We start from the raw sequence: 17,757 nt of genomic DNA, 5'->3' as shown, positions 1-17,757 counted from the left end.
TATGCTTTGAATCATAATATGAGAAAAATTTTGAACCATAAATTGAGAAAGAGTTAACGCAATTTCAAGCATTCTCACCAATCACAAAATAAAACTTTGAATCAAATCATGAGATAGAGTTGAAATTTTGAAGCATAACTAAAGAATGAGTTGAAAAAACACAAAGAGACAAAACTTGGACAAAAAATCTCTCTTAAAATTGCTCTAACTTAAACTTTTAATTCAAAATATGGTTCAAAATTCCAAGATATGCTTCACTAAAAACTATGACTCCGTAGTTTTTTCTGGCGTATTGAAATCTTAAAACTGTCTCCTGACAAGAGAAACACTCTTTTCTTGGATGAGAAACTCTCATGACAGACGATGAATTTGATTATTGGTGTAAGCAACAGCAACTAACGGCATCTTGCAAAGACTTAATCGCCGCAATTCGCGCTGCGCCACCTTCTCGCAGAGTACAAGGGCGCGCCAAAAACGTCAGTGGAGTTTACCCTAGCCGCAAAATGGGTCAAACCATTCAATTTGAAAGCCACACAGTAGAACTGTGGGCGATTTATCAAATGGAACATGACCCACAGGTGCTAGAGTTCTACGACCAACCACCGCCATTTAAAATTCAGTACCAAAACCAAAACGGACGAAAAATAGGTCATTACCATACCCCAGACTTCTTCGTGCTGCGGACGACGGGTGCAGCATGGGAAGAATGGAAAACCGAAACCGAATTAAAACGACTAGCCCAAAAATACCCCTCACGCTACCAAAAAACTGAAACTGGTCATTGGCATTGCCCACCAGGAGAAGCTTACGCCGCATCTTATGGACTCACATACCACGTTCGCACCGATACCGAACTAAATCCCGTATTCACTCAGAACCTAATGTTTTTAGAAGATTACTTTAGGTTCAGTGCCAATATCCCTCACTCCATTACAGAACAAATCTCTTCAGCAGTTCAAGCCACCCCAGGAACAACCATTGCCGCCACACTTGCAAGCATACCTGGAGTACGTGCTAACGATATCTACGCCATGATTGCCACAGAGCAAGTCTACGTAGACTTGTATGCAGTTCCCCTAGTGGAACATTGGCGAGTTCAATTATGGACAGACCAACAAACTCATACTGCTCATACACATTTAGCTATAGGGACAACTGGGCATCATCAACAAATCATCTCGCCCACAACACTTTTGCCCAATACCTTATTAGTCTGGGACGCACAACTTTGGACTTTAGTTAACTTGGGTGAGAAGACAACCACACTTTTACCCGAAGTTGGGCAACCAATGCAATTGCCCACAGCATTTTTTCTGCAATTATTTGATAGCGGCACTATCAACATTCATACTTCAGAAACACACACAACCATCAATGAAAAAGTGCGTGAATTGATGGATGCTGCCTCGCCTACGGATCTACAAAGAGCTAATCACAGATTTCATCTAGTACAAGCATATTTCCAGCACCGCACAGACATATATAAGGACATACCTCAAAGCACCTTGTCTCGATGGGTCAAACAGTTTCGGGAAGCCGAAGCCACTTTTGGTTGCGGTTATGTTGGGTTACTGCCACGTACCGCTAGTAGAGGAAATCGCCTACCCAAAGCACCAACAGATGCAAGCAAATTATTAGATCAATTTATTACCGAACACTTCGAGACACCAAGACAAGCTCCCGCCGCTTCCGTTTATCGCGCCTATACAAGAGCCTGCTGTGCTGCCAACATTACCCCACTGAGTCAGCGCACATTTTATACTCGGCTAAAAAAGCGTCCCATCCATGAGCAGACTTTAAAACGCCAAGGGGCAAAAGCTGCATACGCAACAGAACCGATTGTTTTAGAACTAGCTAAAACTACACCCAGGCATGGAGACAGACCCTTTGCTATCTGCCATCTTGACCACACCCAGCTTGACATTGAATTACGCTCCCAAGTGACTGGTCGGAACTTAGGACGACCTTGGTTGACATTACTGATTGATGCCTACTCCAGACGCATATTAGCAGTTTATCTCACCTTTGACCCACCTTCTTACAGGTCTTGCATGATGGCACTAAGGTTGTGTGTTCAGCGTGAGGGTCGTTTTCCCCAATCTGTAGTTGTAGATGGCGGCAAGGAATTTCATAGCGTTTACTTTGATACCTTATTAGCACGTTACCACTGCATTAAAAAGACTCGTCCTGGTGGTAAGCCCCGTTTTGGCTCAGTAGTTGAGCGATTATTCGGTACAACCAATACAGAATTTATCTTTAACTTACTCGGCAACACCCAAGCCAGTAAGCAGCCACGTCAATTAACCAAAGTTGTTGACCCCAAACAACTTGCCGTTTGGACGTTGGTAGATTTATATACCTACTTGTGTGAGTGGGCATACACCATTTATGACACGAGCATACATGATTCCTTGGGTGAGACACCATTACAAGTTTATACCGACGCAATCGTTGCTACAGGGGAAAGGGAACACCGACGCATTGCATACAACGAAGACTTCCTCATGGCAACACGCCCTAGCACACCCAAAGGTAATGCTAAAGTCCAGCCGGGACAGGGAATTAAAGTTAATTATCTTTATTACTGGAACGATGCTTTCCGCAATCCAGTTGTCGAAAAAACCAAAGTCAGTGTGCGCTATGACCCTTTTGACATGGGTGTAGCTTATGCGTACCTGGAGGGAAGATGGGTCAAATGTATCTCCCAGTATTACAGCACCTTTGCCGGACGCACGGAGAAAGAAGTGCTGTTAGCAGCCCAAGAAATTAGACAACAAGATAAGCGTAATGCTGTGAGTACAAATATCTCTGCCAAACGCCTTGCCGACTTCATCGCGGCGGTGCAAGAGCATGAAACTTTACTCATGCAACGTTTACGGGATTTGGAAGCGGTTGGGGTGCTGGAGAATGTAACACCCAATAAGGAAAGTGTACCCCAGTTCCCAAGAGTCAGCACTCTTGAGCCGGAGATAGAAGCACACAGTCAAGATGACGAACAATTGCCACTACTGCAAAACAACGTTGAACTGTTGGATCTCACACGACTGCCGATACTAGGGGAATACCGTTAATGGACAATTTTTTAACCGACAATCTTAACGGCGAAATACAGTCGAAACTGACTCAGTTTAAGGAGTATGCAGTTTTACATCCCCAGTTAGCACGGGTAGATATGCTGTTAATGCGTGCGATTCGAGAACCCGCCGGATTTGCTCATGTGTTGGTTTATGGGCCAAGCGGTGTGGGTAAAACAACAATGATTCGGCAGATTGCTAAACGGTTAAATGAGAATGTACCCGAACAGTTACCCGGTGTTTCCAATTCATTGAGCTATCGTAACGGCTCTGGGCCCCCAATACCGTTATTGCTGTTAGAAACACGACCACCGGATGGTGGGGTGTTTAATCGAGCAGATTATTACCGCACTGCACTGAAACTTTTGGGAGAACCATTCTATGAGCGGCGGATGCTGATAGATATTGACGCGGAACAAACTTGGGAGAAGAAAGGGCGTGGGCGGACTAAAACAGCCCAGTTTAATGATTCGCCTGAACTGCGTCACGCATTAGAAGAGGCAATGACCAAGCGTGGTGTACGGGCAGTGATTTTGGATGAAGCACAGCACTTAATGAAGATTGGGACTGGTGCAAGTGCTGGTAAGCTTTTAGACCAGTTGGACTGGATTAAGTCCATGACCAATGTTACGGGGGTGCTACATATTCTGATTGGGACTTATGAACTGCTCAATTTCCGCAATTTAAGTGGTCAAGCATCTCGGCGGGGACTGGATATTCATTTTCCGCGTTATTTATATCAAAATGAACAAGACCGCCAGGATTTTCAAGCAGCATTATTGGCACTGCTGATGCAAGTACCTCTGAATGTTGATGTCAAAGAGTTGATGCAGCATTGGCTTTACTTTTATGAGCGTTCCATTGGTTGTGTTGGGGTACTCAAGGACTGGCTTATCCGGGCTGTAGCAGCAGCATTGCATGATGGTCACGATACTTTGAGTTTAGAACGACTGCATGAACATACGCTCACACTAGCCCAATGTGAACGTATGGCTTTGGATACCACTGAGGGGGAGCAAAAACTCTCTTACATGGAAAGTCGCCGTGAACATTTGTGGCATTTGCTACAGATAGGTATGGGTTCGACCTCTGTACCAAAAGCGGCGGTGGATTTATCCAAGGGGAATAATGATGTAGTTGCACCGCCCCCAAAATCTGACAAACCATCGTCTCCAGCGAAACGAACTCGTAAAAAGCCTGTCAGGGAGAGCGATAATGAAACGACTTCAACAACACCAGATGAAACCTCTATAGAGCCAGCACCCAAGAAAAAACAAACTCGTAAGAAAACAAAACTTGCTGATTCTTCAATTAGTGAAGCACCACTAAAGACAAATATTATCGGCACTCCCACATTAGAAGAGAAGACACTAGATGAAAAAGCAACTCAACAGGAAATGCCTAAAACCACTAAAAAGTCTTCGGGGCGTGTTGGGCAACGCAAACCCAAACGAGATACTGTAGGACTTGAGTAAACATTAAAAAATTCAGTAATAAACAGTTTTTATCCAAGGCATCAGTTTTTCAATAATCTTCGCATTGTTATTCAAGGAAATTATTAATTAATGAGTTTATCTACTTTACCTATAGAATTTGAATTAACAGCCGCTAAAATCTTATCTGCTCATTATTTACATTCTCGCTTTAAATTGACAGCAGAAATTGAAAAAGGGCTTTTAGTAATTGATTTTCAAGGTTATTTTACCGAAACCTTTGATCCGAAAAACCGTCCTTATGCTAATCCTGTTAATGAATTTTATCGAAATAATAAGGTTGATTTTCGGCTATTTTGGGGGAGTGAACATCTAGCATTATCTGGCTGGTGGAGAAATGCTATTCTATCGCTTGAGTATACTCCAATACAGCAAGAATGGTTGAACGAAGACGGTGAAGAAATTTCTCGCCCCTATCCAGATGGTGATAAGTTCGAGGCAATTGCTGCTTCTTTATATCCAATTTTACAACGGTATTTTCCAATTTGAAGATTACGTCTAACAAGGAAAGTAGAGTTAAAATATTACTTACTAAATTTTATTAAAATATCTTTCATATTTAGCAATATTTTACTGAATAAAACAACTAAACTCAGTCAAAAATTAATACCAATTTGATTTGAAAAAATTATTCACTAATTGTTGGTAGAGACAGACTTCCGTAAGCATTAGGCGAATCAAAATGAACAGCAGCACCACCTTGGGGAAAGTGTTTCCGAGCTAAATAATGGCGGATTACTTGATGAATATCGTAAGCGTGACGAGCTACTTCTGGGATATTTTCATCTCTGATTCCAGAGTTTGATTGTTTTGATGTAACTTTGATAATAGACTTGAGTGATTTTAATGTATCAACTAATTCTTGATATTGCTCATCTGGCAACTCAGAAAATAACAAAGCTACTTCTTCAAGTTGTCCCATGTAAATTCGAGATAGAAGTTCGCAAGCTTTTGAAATTATGTTTAATTGTTCATCATTAAGTTCTAAATTTACCATGTTTGTCCCTTTTGTTGAACACCTACTACTGCTCAAACCAGTTGAAGTTAGAACTTGCCCCGTGTTTTCGTCGGTCAGCCTCAGCACACGCTTTGCTATAAACCTCATCCCAACCACGAAGAAAATCTTTTTCATGAGATTCTAAATCCCCATACGGTACAGCCATTTCTCGTTCTAAAGCTTGTAATAATTCTTCAAAGGTCTGAAAATACCCAGGTTCGATTGAGATTGCTTCAAAGAAACTCAACCAATTATTTTTAAATTCTTGACGCAATAGTTGCAATGCTTCAACATTCATCTTCTTCAAAGATGGAGTCAGTGACAATCTCGCCATTTTTAACTCTTGAATAAATGCCTCAATATGCTGTTTTGCTTTTTTGTATTCAGGTGCTTGCTCCTCTAGCTGCAACGATGCCAAGTAGCGCGTGCAAACTTGTTGATAATTCTCAACGGTCGGTACAACTGGTGATAACGCAGCTTCTACTCGTTCTATTACTTCAGTTGCTCCATTGCAGTCTGGGTTTGTATTGCCAAAAAATTTTTGACGGTAAACGGCACTAAGCCTTTCTACAACAGGTTTGATCCCCTCAGCAATCCTGACGTGGGTAGTTTCGTAGGGGGCTTTGTGGCCTCGCCCACCTTTGGCTATTGGGTCAGTCATAAACTTGTTAACAGCTTACACTCGCTAAAATATAAACTTGTTAACATCTTTTGGGATCAACCTGTTAACAATTTTTAATTTTCCCTGGATTTGAAACTAAACTGTTTAGCTTGCCCTGGTGTCATCTACGCTATATCTACCCGTATTTACAAGCGCACCTGTGGAATATGTGATATTACGCCAAAACAGTTGTTTTTCTACTTTGAAGCTGATTTTTGAAGCATAAAATGATTAATGCTTTTTGAAGCATATCATGAGCTAAAAGTTTATTTTATGATTCAAATCACATTTAAAGCCACTACTGCTACTAAAAATAAGCAATCTAAGACTGATTTTGAGGGCAGTTTTAGTTTTAAGGTGCAGCTTGACGAAGAAGCAAGAAACTCAATTATGAATTTGCATCAAAAGGGCTATCAACTTGATGAAATTGTCAAAGCGGTATTCAATTTATCTCGTCAAGATGGTAGGTCATACAAGAAATTTAGAAACGTTGTCGAAGAATTTTTAAATAACCTTAAAGGTGGCAGTGAAGATGATATTTGAACTAACCATGCCTTTACCCCCTTGTATGAACGAAATTATCAACCAGGCACGGTCGAGTTGGCAAGCTAGTGCTGAACTTAAGAAGTACTGGACAAACTTAATTGGTGAATTTGTTAGTGAATGTGAATTTTATTTAGATAGTACAGTGTGGATTGAATTTCATTGGTATCTCAAAAATTTTGCACGAGATAGTGATAATGTAGCTGCTGCCGCTAAATTTATCATGGATGGGCTAGTTACAGGAAGAGCAATTCGTAACGATAATTTGACAGTTATCCAATCACCTGTTGTACATTACTATCATCGCAGTAGTGGTGATGATGGTGTGCTATTAAGACTTTCACAATCACCTGATTTTTTATTAGATAATTTTATTGTATCTAACCAATTTTCTAGAAAAAGTTTAGAAACACACAATCAAAAAATCATACATTTAATCTCAAACCAATTGTAGTTTCTCTAAAGGATAATAGTAATGTTACATTATAAAGAATATACTTGGTTGATTGGTAAAATAAATGCAGGCGAGAATGTTACTTTATGGGGTAAACAGGATATTGGTAAGACTTTTACTGTGAAAAATTGTTTACTAAAAGATATTACTTTAAAGTCTGTTTATCTCAATCTTGAATATCCTTTTAGTGTGGCTCATCTCTTTGATGTTATTCCTATGAGTTTTGATTTGTACTACCAGCAGGATTGGCAAAATATAGTAACCGAATTATCTAATGGATTAAATAGGCTACTTGTGATTGATAATTTTGATAGATTGCACTTTGTTAGCGATAGTTTTAGCGACGATTTATTGAGATTACAACAGTTGGCTAAACTAGAAAATTTTTCTTTACTATTAATATCTCGAATGCCGCTAAGATGTTTCCATTTTACGGGTTTTGCTAACTGTTTTGAAGAATTGGAGTTAAACGAAACTAATACTTGGACTTTTGGAAAGTAGATATGTGATTTCTATATATTGTTTTTTGGTGATATTCCAATTCGGTTAGATTGTTGTTTTAAGCAACAAAGCAAGTTCGAATCTTGCTATCACCATTGGGAATGAAACTACTACTGAGACTGAAAATTAACTATTACGAATCTATTAAATAGTTTTGGAATTGTTAATAGAGTAAGGGTTAGGTTAGTAGCGTAGTTCTCAGCAAATCCCAATTTGTGCCGGGGCGAGAGTAATTAAAAACCTTGTGACCTGCATTTTGGAGGGATGAATTATGTTGAAGAAGTTTGCGTTTAATTGCTTGAGGAACTTTAATGCTGCTTTTGGAATGGTGTCTTTGGCTGCTATTGCTTTAGGCACTGTAGCAACTTTTTCTGGTTTGGGCTTATTGTACTTAGCTAGGGGCGGATTCCCAATAGTTGAGGAAGAACGCTCTGAACAAATTGCCTATATTGGCACTGGTGCTATTGTATTGGGCTTTACCGGAATTATTTTTGCTTCCTTGGGCGGTGCTTTCTTCAGCATTGTTGAAGAATCGGAGGAAACTAATTCGAGTAGAGAAACTGCAAAAATAGCTGACATAAAACCGCTTGTACTAACAAAAACTGAGAGCTTTGAAAATTTTGATTGTCTGCCTTCAATTTACACTTACACGGTGATGAATTTTGAGGGAAATCCTGATTCAAAGTGCTTGGTTATTTGTAGATTTGAGGAAGAACCATATCGGAAATTCGTACTTTACGAAGAACTACGTTCTCACCAAATTGACGACTTGGCAGTAATCTATGATGAAACAGATCCAGACAGATTAATTGGACAAACCTTCTCCTCATATAAACCTTTACCTTGTGAAGCTTTAGAGGAGCATTTAGATATACATCGGCGCTATATTAATGTAGTTAATAGCGAAGAATTTAGTTCTTGCTATTTGCGAGTATGTGCTGGGTGTAAGTTACTGCATGGTGCCAATAATATTGTTTGTGGGATTCATCCACATGGATGGTTTGAAAATGGTTGCTGTCCAGATAAACAATGGGATGAACGTAAGGCGTTGTTTCCATTTGAAGATGATGCTGTTGTCGAAAATTTAAATAGAGAAATATCGTCCAATCAAGCGAATATTTACAAATTTTACGGCAATCTTATCTTGTGGGATGAATACGCTAACCGTAAGTTTTCTTTTTCTTATTCTGGTATCTTGCTTAAACATTCTGACAGACTGCTTGAGCTTGGTATGGAAGCAACACTTCTTTCTTACATCCAGTATTTCCGTACTCGAAATGTAGTGGTCTTTGACTATGTAGCATCAGGACGAGTTTTAGAGTTTGCAAAGGAACTCAAGGGCATAGCTCAAATCGAAGTTGATGGAGATGAAATATCTATCTTTTTTGATATATATGCGCCCTGTCATCGCTTTCGCCGTGATGGTGTATCACTGCATCCTTACTCAACTTTCGTTCCTCAAGAACTCAGATATAACTACAACTTGGTTAGCTACGTTAACTACCTTAAGAGTAAAAAATCTGGAGTGCTGAGATGAATAAGGAAGTTTCTAAAAGCTGCGAGTACAAGCCGGAAAAATCGCATTTCGCATTTTTGCAATTTCTGTATCTTGAACTGGTAATTTCTCCAATTTAACAACTGCAAATTTTGGAAAACTTACTTCATCTAATTGCTTAAAAAGGCAATTTACCCTCCTTCCTCCTGCTATCAGTTGGGATACGTATAAAAGCTTTCACTCAGTACGGGGGTTTCCCCCGCTACTGGGTGGTAAGTCGCTATAACGCCGCCCATCAGTAATTCATGGAGGAATCACATTATGTCTGCTTTTGCAATATCGCCTTTTGTGCAATCTGTTAACGATGTTTTGTTTCCAATCGAGTTGTTTTTGATGGTCTTCCCAATCTTCTATGTGATATTTGTTCCTGCTCAATCACTATCACTTCAAGTTAGTAATAGCGTTGGGGTGATTTCTGAAGAGTTGCCAGTTTTGGAAACTCATGGGGATTTGACTGGTGTTGGTGCTGTTTCTGTTCGGGAAGAATTTTCTAAACCAGAATCTTCCATTATTGAAACTGCGCCGCCAGTTGTTGAAACTAAGATTGTGGATGAAGCTAGGCAGCTTGTGCTAATAGACGTTAAGGAAGAAAGGAAGAAGCTTTTGGATTTAGGCGCGCGGAAGCTGCGACAGTTCTGCAAAGAACGCCGAATCCAAGGCTATTCTACCGTCTACAACCGTAAAAAACTTGATGGACTCGTTGACTTTCTGATCGCGCAACAAGTGACCTCTGCTCAAGTGGTCGAGTGTGTGGAAATGCTTGCTTAGAATTAAAATTTGGTGAAAAGCCTCGGTAAAAACTGGGATTGCAAAACTACTCCCTTGGGATAGGATAATACTTGCTTGATGACTCTTTCTATTAAGGTTGAGCTTCTAAAATGCGTCCTATACTTCTTGGCGATAGTGTTGGTAAACCTCTCCTAGCGGCTTCTTCTGCTACCTGCATATGGTAGTGGTGCTTTGAGCGACTCGGTTTTCGGTTCTTGCTCCATTCGCTGATTTCGACAATTTTGCTTGCCTCTGTACTTTTGCACTTCTTAGGTCTGCCTACGTTGACACCCAATACTTCATTAGCTTTTGCGATCGCCGACTCCTGGGTTTCTGACAAGATGGTACTTGATGTCCATCTTTTCTTCCACTTTGCTATTGAGTTTTCGGTTACACCAATCTCTTGGGCTAAAGCTACATATTTTTTGCCTTCGTTTAGCCCTAGCAGAATTTTCGCTCTTTTGCTAACTTCATCGCTGCTCGTTGCCGCTATGTGTTCTAGTGCTTGTTTTTCAAGAGAATTTAATATCTGAAGATGAGGCATCTAAAAATTTACCCCTCTTTACTGTACAATTTTGCCAAATGGAATAAAGCCTGATATACTCTTTTTGTAGCGTTCATTTTTTCTAAAAACCCACCCAAAGCCCTGGTGCAAACAGGGCTTTGAGGAGAAAACAAGCCCACTTGTTAGTAAAACAAGGCGGAACATTGTTTTGTCAATTTAATTAACTAGAGACATCATATCATGAGTTTAGCCAGTTTTACAAATCTTTCTTTCGGTAGATGTATTTTTCCCAAAAATAACACCAAAAAATATCTCTTCAATGAAATTGGTTTTAAATGGGTTAATAATAATAGTTTTCTACTGCGAAAATTCTCTTCGGGAGATTGTTTGATAATTAATTGTTCATTATTTACAAAAATTAATTATTTTCTAATAATAGCACTTTCATCCACTGGAGAAAGTGCCATCAGTCCTGCTGCTTGAGTTTTTCTACTTTCTGCTTAAGCTTTTCAAAATTGAACTTATCTTTTTTAGGCAATTTGTGACCCGGAGTATCAATATGTCTGAGGTGCATAATCCGGCAATTGTATATATTTCTCCTGCGGAGTTAGTTGTTCATCCGAAGCTGATAGAAATATACGGTGAAAATGAGGTTCGTCCAGCTTTAGAAAAAAGTATCTCGGAAAAAGGGATTCTGGAATCTTTAAAGGTAACTGCACGTACTGGTGTAAATGTGGTCTTGGCAGGTAAGTGCCGATTGCAGATAGCCCGCCAGTTGGGAATTTCTGCTGTGAAAGTAGAATTTGTCGAGTCTAGTTCGCCTGAAGAAGATTTGAAATTAGTGCTTGATTTTAATCTCCACCGGGAAGGCGGGAAGACTCATTACCAGAAATTTCACGAAGGGCAGTACTGGGAGAGCGTACTTCGTCCCCAAGCGAAAGAAAGACAACGGGAAAGCGCTCGTCGTTTGAATGAATCGAAGTATTCAAATTTGAACACTTCGATAGATGAGAGTACCTCTCAATTAAAAAAAGGTAAACCTGTGATTCGGGAGGTATCGGAGAATCTAAGGATAAGTGTTGGCAGTTATCACAAGGGTAAGAAAGTATTTGAATATATTTCTCAATTACGTGATTTGCAAAAATTTAAGGCAGTTGTGGCACTGGAGGCGGAATTTAACCGGAGTATTGATGCAGCTTACAAGTTTGTTTGCAATCAAGATATCTGTGACCAGGTTATAGACCTGATTGAAGCAGACGAGATAGGTAGTATAAGTGATGGTATCGCTTGGATGCGGAATGGCGATCGCAATCCGTTTCGGCGTTTCCAAGTTGGTCAAGTATATCAATTTAAGAAAAGACTGCGGACAGAGTTGGAAATTGTGGGGCGTGTTATAGGTATAACTAATGAATTTGTTGTCTTTGGATTGAGGAATTTAGTAAATATGAACCTAGAAATTGTGAATCTACGTCCGAGACAGATTGATGCGGAGTTGCAAGATGAACCATCTGCTGAACAGAGAGCAAGAATTCTTCACTTAATGGAAAAGTTTAGGGATGTTTTTCCAGTTCAGGTATCTTTAGCTGAGTTGTTAAAACTCCCAAATTTAACTGATAAAGAGGAGGTTTTATTGCGGATGTATGAATCTGACGTATTTGAAAAAACTTGGGAGGACTATAAGAGCCAAATGAAAGCAATGGAAGTATCTACAAATAGAAAAAAGGGTAATGTTCGTGCTGCATAGGTAGCTGTGAGCAGTTAATCTAGCGGAGAATTTATCCTACAATTTAATGTTACCTAATAGATTAGCATCTCAATACTGATTGCAGTACGGGTTCATTTTTTGGGTGCTGAACTCGTATGAATATATTTGACTGTTTTTTGTTTTTAAATTTGTTGGTGAAGTGTAATTTCATCTTCACCAATTGTACTAAACTTTGCCAGTTTTTGGTGACACTTTTAGGTGTTACTAGCTTTGCATTCTTATTCCAAAACTATTTTCTAGATTTAGTCACAACTTCGCTAGAACTGACGTATTTAAATAGCTCTCAAAAAAAAGTTGGGTAGCCGCATTGTTGTTGGTGAAGCGTGTTGGACTAAATCTTAGCCTAAGCCTACGTATGTCTAAGCCTAAACAAGTATAAGCCTCTGTTTGCTTTCAACCACGAGACGATTACCAGTCGTCTCCAACAAGCGGATAACCAACCGCTTCTTAATAAAACAAAAATTTCAAATTTAGGCTAACACATTTTGACTAACAGCGAGGCTACCTGATGCACTAAAACCATCAGGACAGTCACTCATGTTCCAAGAAGATTTCGGGGCAGATGTTGATAACAGGCCCCAATTAAGTCTTTCACAGCCTGCAAAAAAGAAAATCAAACCCCACCTGCCCTCAGAATCATTGGGTAAACGCTACGTAGAGCGTTTTTGGCATCCATTTGGGGCGATAGTTGCCCCTTCTTTAGTAGAAGGTGCGAAACCAGCATGGCGTACTATCGATCATTACCTGCAACCTTCCCAACTGTGGAAGCTGCACCAAGATAAGTCAAAATTAGTAGGTCTGCGTTTTGACAACACAACCCGTTACGCCACAATCGATTTAGACTTTTGTGGCGACTACCATAACATTGAATCTATAAATCACATCAAAGCCGCACTAGAGGACATTGGCATAGTCGATATCGTCATTCTCCAGTCCAGCTTTAGTGGTGGTTATCACTTGATTTTAAACTTTGCATCTCCCCTGCCTACCTTTGCCGTAGCTTGCGCCTTAGAAATTACTTTGAGAAATGCAGGCTTTATCCTGCGCCAAGGACACTTAGAAATCTTCCCCAACACTAAACCATATAGTGCCAAACAAATAACCAACTACAAAGCCATCCGTTGTCCCATGCAACCGGGTAGTGGGTCATTTTTACTTGATGATGACCTACAACCAATTAGTGACTCAGTTTCTATCTTCCTCGACTATTGCGATCGCGCAGCCAGTCGGCAAGATTTAACCAAATTAAAACGGGTAGCGAACAAAGCCAAAAAACAAATTTCACGGGAGAGATATCGTAAGCAAGAGTCTGCTGATGCTGCACAGTGGCGTGCCAACTGGGAAGAAACAATTGCGATCGGTTGGACGGGACAAGGACAAACAAACACCCTCCTCCAGATTTTTGCAGGCTACGGAATCGTCTTTCTAGACTTAAGAGGCGATAAATTAGTCGAATTTTGCGTCTCCACCGCAATTAACGCCCCTGGCTATAAGCAATATTGCCGACACCAACATGAAATCGAAGCTAGAGTACGGCATTGGGTAGAATGCACAATTCGTAACAAATGGTACAGTGCATACGTTAGTTATCCCGAACGGCTGTTGGGTACATTCGCCAACACATTTGCAGAAGCCATAGCAGGTGTTAGTAGGATTGATCAACCCAAAGATAACGTAATTTTATTTGACCGCCGCCACCAGCAGAACTGGGAACGTAGCCAACAAGCCCAAAGACGCATCCAGATAGTAGTAACAGCAATAGAGTGGGATAGTGGGTTACCAGCAGGGGCTACTGAACGGGCAAAAGCTATACGTGCTGAGTATAAACGCCGCTTTAACAAAACTGTCTCTCAAGAGACACTACAAAAGCACTTACATTTGTGGCATCCCACACGCTACATTTTAGACCCTTGGGCAGAAAATAGCTTAAACCCTTATCAATCAAGCGAGAACGGGCAATTTAATAGTTTTCAAAACTCATTTTCAAAACAAAATGTTGGAAGCCCCAGTAAAATCGATAATTACGGGCATTTTTACTACATGAAGGTTTTTTGTTTACCTCCTGCTGCTACAGCCCCCCAAGGGCTGGAGTCAGCAGAGGTAGTTGAACAACCTGACGTTTCTCAGGAACACTCAGCTGTCATCTGGCCTGTGGAAAATCTGGAATTCATAAATTCTTCTAATACTGCCGAAATTAATTCAAATAAAACCAGCAATCAATTAGAGAATTCAGTTCATACAAATATTTTACAATCAAATGAATTCAGTTCTCATCAGGATTTTATATACCTCTGTAGCTCCGGCACGTTGTCAAAAGTTGATAATCAAAACTTATCTAATACGGAGGATAACGGGCAGGGTGTAGTTTCCATACCTGCTGCGGTTGCACCAGAACCACCACAGGAAATTGCCAACAATGGGCGACAGAGTGCATCCAAGGGTGATTTAACACCTGATGTGGTTCCACCAGAGCTACCACTCCAAAACGCCAACAACGGCTTGCAGGGTGCATCTGTTGGTGGAGAGGCTGCTGATGTTTCCTACCGCATCGAGGAACTCAAGCGAGTGACAAAACTACGGCTAATGTCTTTAACCCAAGCTAGGGCTAAGGTGCGCCAATACTGCGTAATCACGGGACATATTCTCAGCACTCAGGAACGCGATCGCTTAGAGCAACGTGCCAAAATGCAATTCTACCTCGATTCCGGTAACGAAACTCTAATTGCAGAAGCTAAGGAGTGGGCGACTGCCAATCCTGGGTGTCTACCGTTTTCCTTGGAGTTGGAAAGCGAAAAATTTTGGGAAAGATGAGGGACATCAGGCGGGAAGATGTTTGTTATTTTAGATTTTAACTGCACAAAAAGAGGTGATTCAGCTTTACAGAAGTTATTAATTTGTGAGTAAAATTTGGTACAAAAATATAGAAGGAGATATGAAAGATATCTTAATGGAAAAACTGTTTAATCAAGCAGTTGAACCAATCTTCCAAGCCAACAATTTAACTAAATATTCAGCACTCAAACAAAGAGAGGATGAATTTAAATCGTTGTTTCATATTGAATTAGCAGACTACGTGGACTCGAAAAGAGGATTTAATTTTTCTCTATTTATCCGCGACTTTTTAAGTGAAGATTGCTTGCCGTACAGGGATGCTATTCAACAAAAATATGGAAAGCGGGCAGCAGATTTGATTGGGGAATTAATTTGTATTTGAAAGCAAAAAAAGTTAGCTGGTAGTTAGAATTTATGACTATACGGTCAGCGTTCCGTGCAACTTTAACACTATGTATCTGTATCTTCCTGACTTAATTGTTGCTCAAACTCAGATATTGAACCTGTAGTTACTGCTTTTTCTAACAATTGATTCAATAACTCAATATCATATAATTTATTTAATGTTTCTACTAATTCAGTAGAAACATCTTTAAATCGAATTGTTAGGATTTGAGCAATATATTTCTGGGTAGCTTCTGCTATACCTATGCGTTCTATGCTTGTCATGTATGTCATTTGCTGTTCAGCCTCAAAACGCTCCAATTCTGCTTTGAAATTTAAGTCTAACTCCGGTGGTAGAGTCATTAATCTATCTAGCAACCGGAAGATTTGCTGGATTTTATCTCTACTATAGCCTAACTCATACATTCGTTTAATTAAGCTCAACTTCCACTGCAATCGGCCTGCTAAATCTTGAGTTGTCGCTTGTGTCCGCAGGTGCGCCATCACCAGAACGGCAAAAGGACTATCACTTTGTTCTAATTCTGACCAACGAGATTCATAGTCCAGTAGCTTGACAATGGGAAATTGAAGACTAAGGCGACATCCCCAACGACCATAACTATACTCTTGTGGTCGCCAGTTGGCTTGATTATCCCCCAGAATTGCCAAGCTAACAACTTCTTGGTTATAACGGTCAAAGATTCTGTAGTGGTAAGAAAACATCCGTTTAGGGAAGTTGGTATCTACTTGGCTTTGGATTTCCAGGTGAATAAGCAACCAAGTTTCCTTTCCATCTTTTAGCCAAACTTTGATTAGCTTATCGACGAATTGTTTACCAATTTCAGATTCTCTCACCAACTGCTGAAGTTCTTTCTCAAGGAATTCATAGCCTCTCTCCCAGTCAATTTCTGCTTGAATCTCTGGAAAGAAAAATGCAAGAAACGCTTCAAAATATTGTTCTACACCTTCCTTCCAAGCACCATCATAATCAGCTCGTACTTCACTCATAGATTATTTCCGATCAAAATATCATAATGCCCTTTTTGAAAGTCAAGTTACTTTAAACGACATAAAATTTATGACTAATTTACATATCAACAAATGTTGTTTTAATGTGGAATTTTGTTGCTTGGCTTTTTGAGCGAGAGGTTGCATACTCAAAGTAGTTTATTCAAAATAAATTAGGAAAATTTTCTTGAGCAATATAGTTGCTGATTTTTTTATTTCATTAATTTATTGATTTTTGTTTACAAATTAAAATTTTAGATTGACATTAATCTAACACAACAAAGTTTAGTTACTTTGTAAATAATATTATGACCAGAAAAAATAAAGAACAACCAGCCATGTCAAACAATACTTCCTCCAATACTAATGATAAGCCTCAAAAGCGACTGATAATTATAACAGGTGATAAAGGTGGCGTGGGTAAAAGTACCTTTGCACGAGCAATATTTCAACTTTACATTAATAAACATTTACCCTGTGTTGCTTATGAAGCTGACTTGAGAAATCCCCAAATAGAAAGATATTTTCAAAAAGATTACCGCCCTATAATACGTTATATTGATATTTTTCATAGAGGTGGTGCTGACGATTTATTAATTAATCTAGATGAGAGTGATTGTCCTATCACATTATTAGACTTACCTGCGCAATCTGGAGGTTTCTTTGAAAGTTATGTCAAAGAGCTTGCATTTTTTGAAGTTCTGAAAACTGAAATTAATTGTCGAGTGACAATGGTTTCAGTGATTAGTAGAGTTCTTGACTCTATCAATGTTTTAGAAAAACTTCGTGAACTTTGTAAAGACCAAGTAGATTATACTGTTGTCAAAAATCTGTTTCATGGTGAAGAAGAAAAGTTTGAGCGATATAATGACTCTTCCCTACGTCAGAATATGCTTGCAGAAGGTCTAATAGAACTTGTAATGCCAGATTTATTCTACAAGTCTTATGACTTTCTTGACCGCCATGCTTTAACCTTTAATGAAGGACAGACTCATAAAGAAACAAATATTGTAATTAAGTCAAGAATTAAATCTTGGCTTGCTGAGTTTGAAGCGCAAATTAAGCCAGCATTTAATTTATTGGGTTTTGATATACAACCAGATGACTGTTACTATCCAGCAGTTGTGGAAAAGTCTAAAGAGCTTAGAGAAAACGAAGAAAAAGAAAAAGCTAAAAACCAAGATGCAAATTTACCATCTCAAGATATAGCTGCTTAA

The 17,757-nt window shown here is 39.5% G+C and carries 16 protein-coding genes; 12 read left to right on the top strand and 4 right to left on the bottom strand.

The genetic code is table 11. The features are described 5' to 3' along the window. Positions 1 to 353 precede the first annotated feature (353 nt). The 3 genes from NCWK1_RS18850 to NCWK1_RS18840 all read left to right on the top strand — a co-directional run bounded on the left by NCWK1_RS18850 (position 354) and on the right by NCWK1_RS18840 (position 5,056). Entirely contained in the window at positions 354 to 3,071 is a 2,718-nt protein-coding gene (locus NCWK1_RS18850; protein WP_103125781.1) for a TnsA endonuclease N-terminal domain-containing protein, read from the top strand. Continuing rightward, positions 3,071 to 4,549, top strand: a complete 1,479-nt coding sequence (locus tag NCWK1_RS18845; RefSeq protein ID WP_103125780.1) for an ATP-binding protein — start codon at positions 3,071 to 3,073, stop codon at positions 4,547 to 4,549. Before NCWK1_RS18850 ends, NCWK1_RS18845 begins: the two co-directional genes overlap by 1 nt. A 90-nt stretch (positions 4,550 to 4,639) precedes the next feature. Next, positions 4,640 to 5,056 (top strand): hypothetical protein, encoded by a 417-nt coding sequence (locus NCWK1_RS18840; RefSeq protein ID WP_103125779.1) that lies wholly within the window; start codon positions 4,640 to 4,642, stop codon positions 5,054 to 5,056. A gap of 139 nt (positions 5,057 to 5,195) precedes the next feature. Here the strand turns inward: NCWK1_RS18840 and NCWK1_RS18835 are convergent, their stop codons facing one another. Beyond that, positions 5,196 to 5,564, bottom strand: a complete 369-nt coding sequence (locus NCWK1_RS18835) for a hypothetical protein (RefSeq protein ID WP_245894945.1) — start codon at positions 5,562 to 5,564, stop codon at positions 5,196 to 5,198. A 25-nt stretch (positions 5,565 to 5,589) separates the two neighbouring features. Then, positions 5,590 to 6,225, bottom strand: coding sequence for a hypothetical protein (locus tag NCWK1_RS30210; RefSeq protein ID WP_103125777.1), 636 nt, complete (start codon positions 6,223 to 6,225; stop codon positions 5,590 to 5,592). Positions 6,226 to 6,498: 273 nt separating this feature from the next. On the opposite strand from NCWK1_RS30210, the gene NCWK1_RS18825 reads away from it, so the two are divergent. From NCWK1_RS18825 to NCWK1_RS18805, 5 genes are all read left to right on the top strand, one after another. Beyond that, positions 6,499 to 6,768, top strand: a complete 270-nt coding sequence (locus tag NCWK1_RS18825; RefSeq protein WP_245894944.1) for a hypothetical protein — start codon at positions 6,499 to 6,501, stop codon at positions 6,766 to 6,768. Then, on the top strand, positions 6,758 to 7,222 hold the full coding sequence (locus NCWK1_RS18820; RefSeq protein WP_103125776.1) for a hypothetical protein: 465 nt from the start codon (positions 6,758 to 6,760) through the stop codon (positions 7,220 to 7,222). The genes NCWK1_RS18825 and NCWK1_RS18820 overlap by 11 nt, the downstream gene beginning before the upstream one ends. A gap of 21 nt (positions 7,223 to 7,243) precedes the next feature. Then, positions 7,244 to 7,723 (top strand): Cdc6/Cdc18 family protein, encoded by a 480-nt coding sequence (locus NCWK1_RS18815; RefSeq protein ID WP_103125775.1) that lies wholly within the window; start codon positions 7,244 to 7,246, stop codon positions 7,721 to 7,723. A gap of 271 nt (positions 7,724 to 7,994) precedes the next feature. Then, on the top strand, positions 7,995 to 9,260 hold the full coding sequence (locus tag NCWK1_RS18810) for a hypothetical protein (RefSeq protein WP_103125774.1): 1,266 nt from the start codon (positions 7,995 to 7,997) through the stop codon (positions 9,258 to 9,260). Between the two features lie 279 nt (positions 9,261 to 9,539). Beyond that, complete coding sequence (locus NCWK1_RS18805; RefSeq protein WP_103125773.1) at positions 9,540 to 10,046, top strand: hypothetical protein; 507 nt, start codon at positions 9,540 to 9,542, stop codon at positions 10,044 to 10,046. A gap of 91 nt (positions 10,047 to 10,137) precedes the next feature. Here the strand turns inward: NCWK1_RS18805 and NCWK1_RS18800 are convergent, their stop codons facing one another. Beyond that, complete coding sequence (locus NCWK1_RS18800; protein WP_045873776.1) at positions 10,138 to 10,590, bottom strand: helix-turn-helix domain-containing protein; 453 nt, start codon at positions 10,588 to 10,590, stop codon at positions 10,138 to 10,140. A 520-nt stretch (positions 10,591 to 11,110) separates the two neighbouring features. Here NCWK1_RS18800 and NCWK1_RS18795 point away from each other — a divergent pair. The 3 genes from NCWK1_RS18795 (at position 11,111) to NCWK1_RS18785 (ending at position 15,530) form a co-directional block, all read left to right on the top strand. Then, complete coding sequence (locus tag NCWK1_RS18795; protein ID WP_103125795.1) at positions 11,111 to 12,295, top strand: ParB N-terminal domain-containing protein; 1,185 nt, start codon at positions 11,111 to 11,113, stop codon at positions 12,293 to 12,295. Between the two features lie 558 nt (positions 12,296 to 12,853). Beyond that, positions 12,854 to 15,127, top strand: a complete 2,274-nt coding sequence (locus NCWK1_RS18790) for a hypothetical protein (protein ID WP_103125772.1) — start codon at positions 12,854 to 12,856, stop codon at positions 15,125 to 15,127. Positions 15,128 to 15,212: 85 nt separating this feature from the next. Then, positions 15,213 to 15,530, top strand: a complete 318-nt coding sequence (locus NCWK1_RS18785; RefSeq protein ID WP_245894943.1) for a hypothetical protein — start codon at positions 15,213 to 15,215, stop codon at positions 15,528 to 15,530. Between the two features lie 68 nt (positions 15,531 to 15,598). On the opposite strand, the gene NCWK1_RS18780 is transcribed toward NCWK1_RS18785, so the two are convergent. Then, positions 15,599 to 16,540, bottom strand: a complete 942-nt coding sequence (locus NCWK1_RS18780; protein ID WP_103125771.1) for an RpnC/YadD family protein — start codon at positions 16,538 to 16,540, stop codon at positions 15,599 to 15,601. Positions 16,541 to 16,848: 308 nt separating this feature from the next. Here NCWK1_RS18780 and NCWK1_RS18775 point away from each other — a divergent pair, with 308 nt between their 5' ends. Continuing rightward, positions 16,849 to 17,757 (top strand): P-loop NTPase family protein, encoded by a 909-nt coding sequence (locus NCWK1_RS18775; protein ID WP_073597688.1) that lies wholly within the window; start codon positions 16,849 to 16,851, stop codon positions 17,755 to 17,757.

The organism is Nostoc cycadae WK-1 (assembly GCF_002897135.1).
In the GTDB taxonomy this organism is placed as follows: Bacteria; Cyanobacteriota; Cyanobacteriia; order Cyanobacteriales; family Nostocaceae; genus Nostoc_B.
The sequence above is the reverse complement of the archived record's forward strand: the minus strand, read 5'-3'. Positions and strand labels throughout refer to the sequence as shown.

Excerpts from the sequence above, each read along its gene's own strand:
- NCWK1_RS18850 (WP_103125781.1), top strand. The coding sequence starts at position 354 with ATGACAGACGATGAATTTGATTATTGGTGTAAGCAACAGCAACTAACG.
- NCWK1_RS18845 (WP_103125780.1), top strand. The coding sequence starts at position 3,071 with ATGGACAATTTTTTAACCGACAATCTTAACGGCGAAATACAGTCGAAA.
- NCWK1_RS18840 (WP_103125779.1), top strand. The coding sequence starts at position 4,640 with ATGAGTTTATCTACTTTACCTATAGAATTTGAATTAACAGCCGCTAAA.
- NCWK1_RS18835 (WP_245894945.1), bottom strand. The coding sequence starts at position 5,564 with ATGGTAAATTTAGAACTTAATGATGAACAATTAAACATAATTTCAAAA.
- NCWK1_RS30210 (WP_103125777.1), bottom strand. The coding sequence starts at position 6,225 with ATGACTGACCCAATAGCCAAAGGTGGGCGAGGCCACAAAGCCCCCTAC.
- NCWK1_RS18825 (WP_245894944.1), top strand. The coding sequence starts at position 6,499 with ATGATTCAAATCACATTTAAAGCCACTACTGCTACTAAAAATAAGCAA.
- NCWK1_RS18820 (WP_103125776.1), top strand. The coding sequence starts at position 6,758 with ATGATATTTGAACTAACCATGCCTTTACCCCCTTGTATGAACGAAATT.
- NCWK1_RS18815 (WP_103125775.1), top strand. The coding sequence starts at position 7,244 with ATGTTACATTATAAAGAATATACTTGGTTGATTGGTAAAATAAATGCA.
- NCWK1_RS18810 (WP_103125774.1), top strand. The coding sequence starts at position 7,995 with ATGTTGAAGAAGTTTGCGTTTAATTGCTTGAGGAACTTTAATGCTGCT.
- NCWK1_RS18805 (WP_103125773.1), top strand. The coding sequence starts at position 9,540 with ATGTCTGCTTTTGCAATATCGCCTTTTGTGCAATCTGTTAACGATGTT.
- NCWK1_RS18800 (WP_045873776.1), bottom strand. The coding sequence starts at position 10,590 with ATGCCTCATCTTCAGATATTAAATTCTCTTGAAAAACAAGCACTAGAA.
- NCWK1_RS18795 (WP_103125795.1), top strand. The coding sequence starts at position 11,111 with ATGTCTGAGGTGCATAATCCGGCAATTGTATATATTTCTCCTGCGGAG.
- NCWK1_RS18790 (WP_103125772.1), top strand. The coding sequence starts at position 12,854 with ATGTTCCAAGAAGATTTCGGGGCAGATGTTGATAACAGGCCCCAATTA.
- NCWK1_RS18780 (WP_103125771.1), bottom strand. The coding sequence starts at position 16,540 with ATGAGTGAAGTACGAGCTGATTATGATGGTGCTTGGAAGGAAGGTGTA.
- NCWK1_RS18775 (WP_073597688.1), top strand. The coding sequence starts at position 16,849 with ATGACCAGAAAAAATAAAGAACAACCAGCCATGTCAAACAATACTTCC.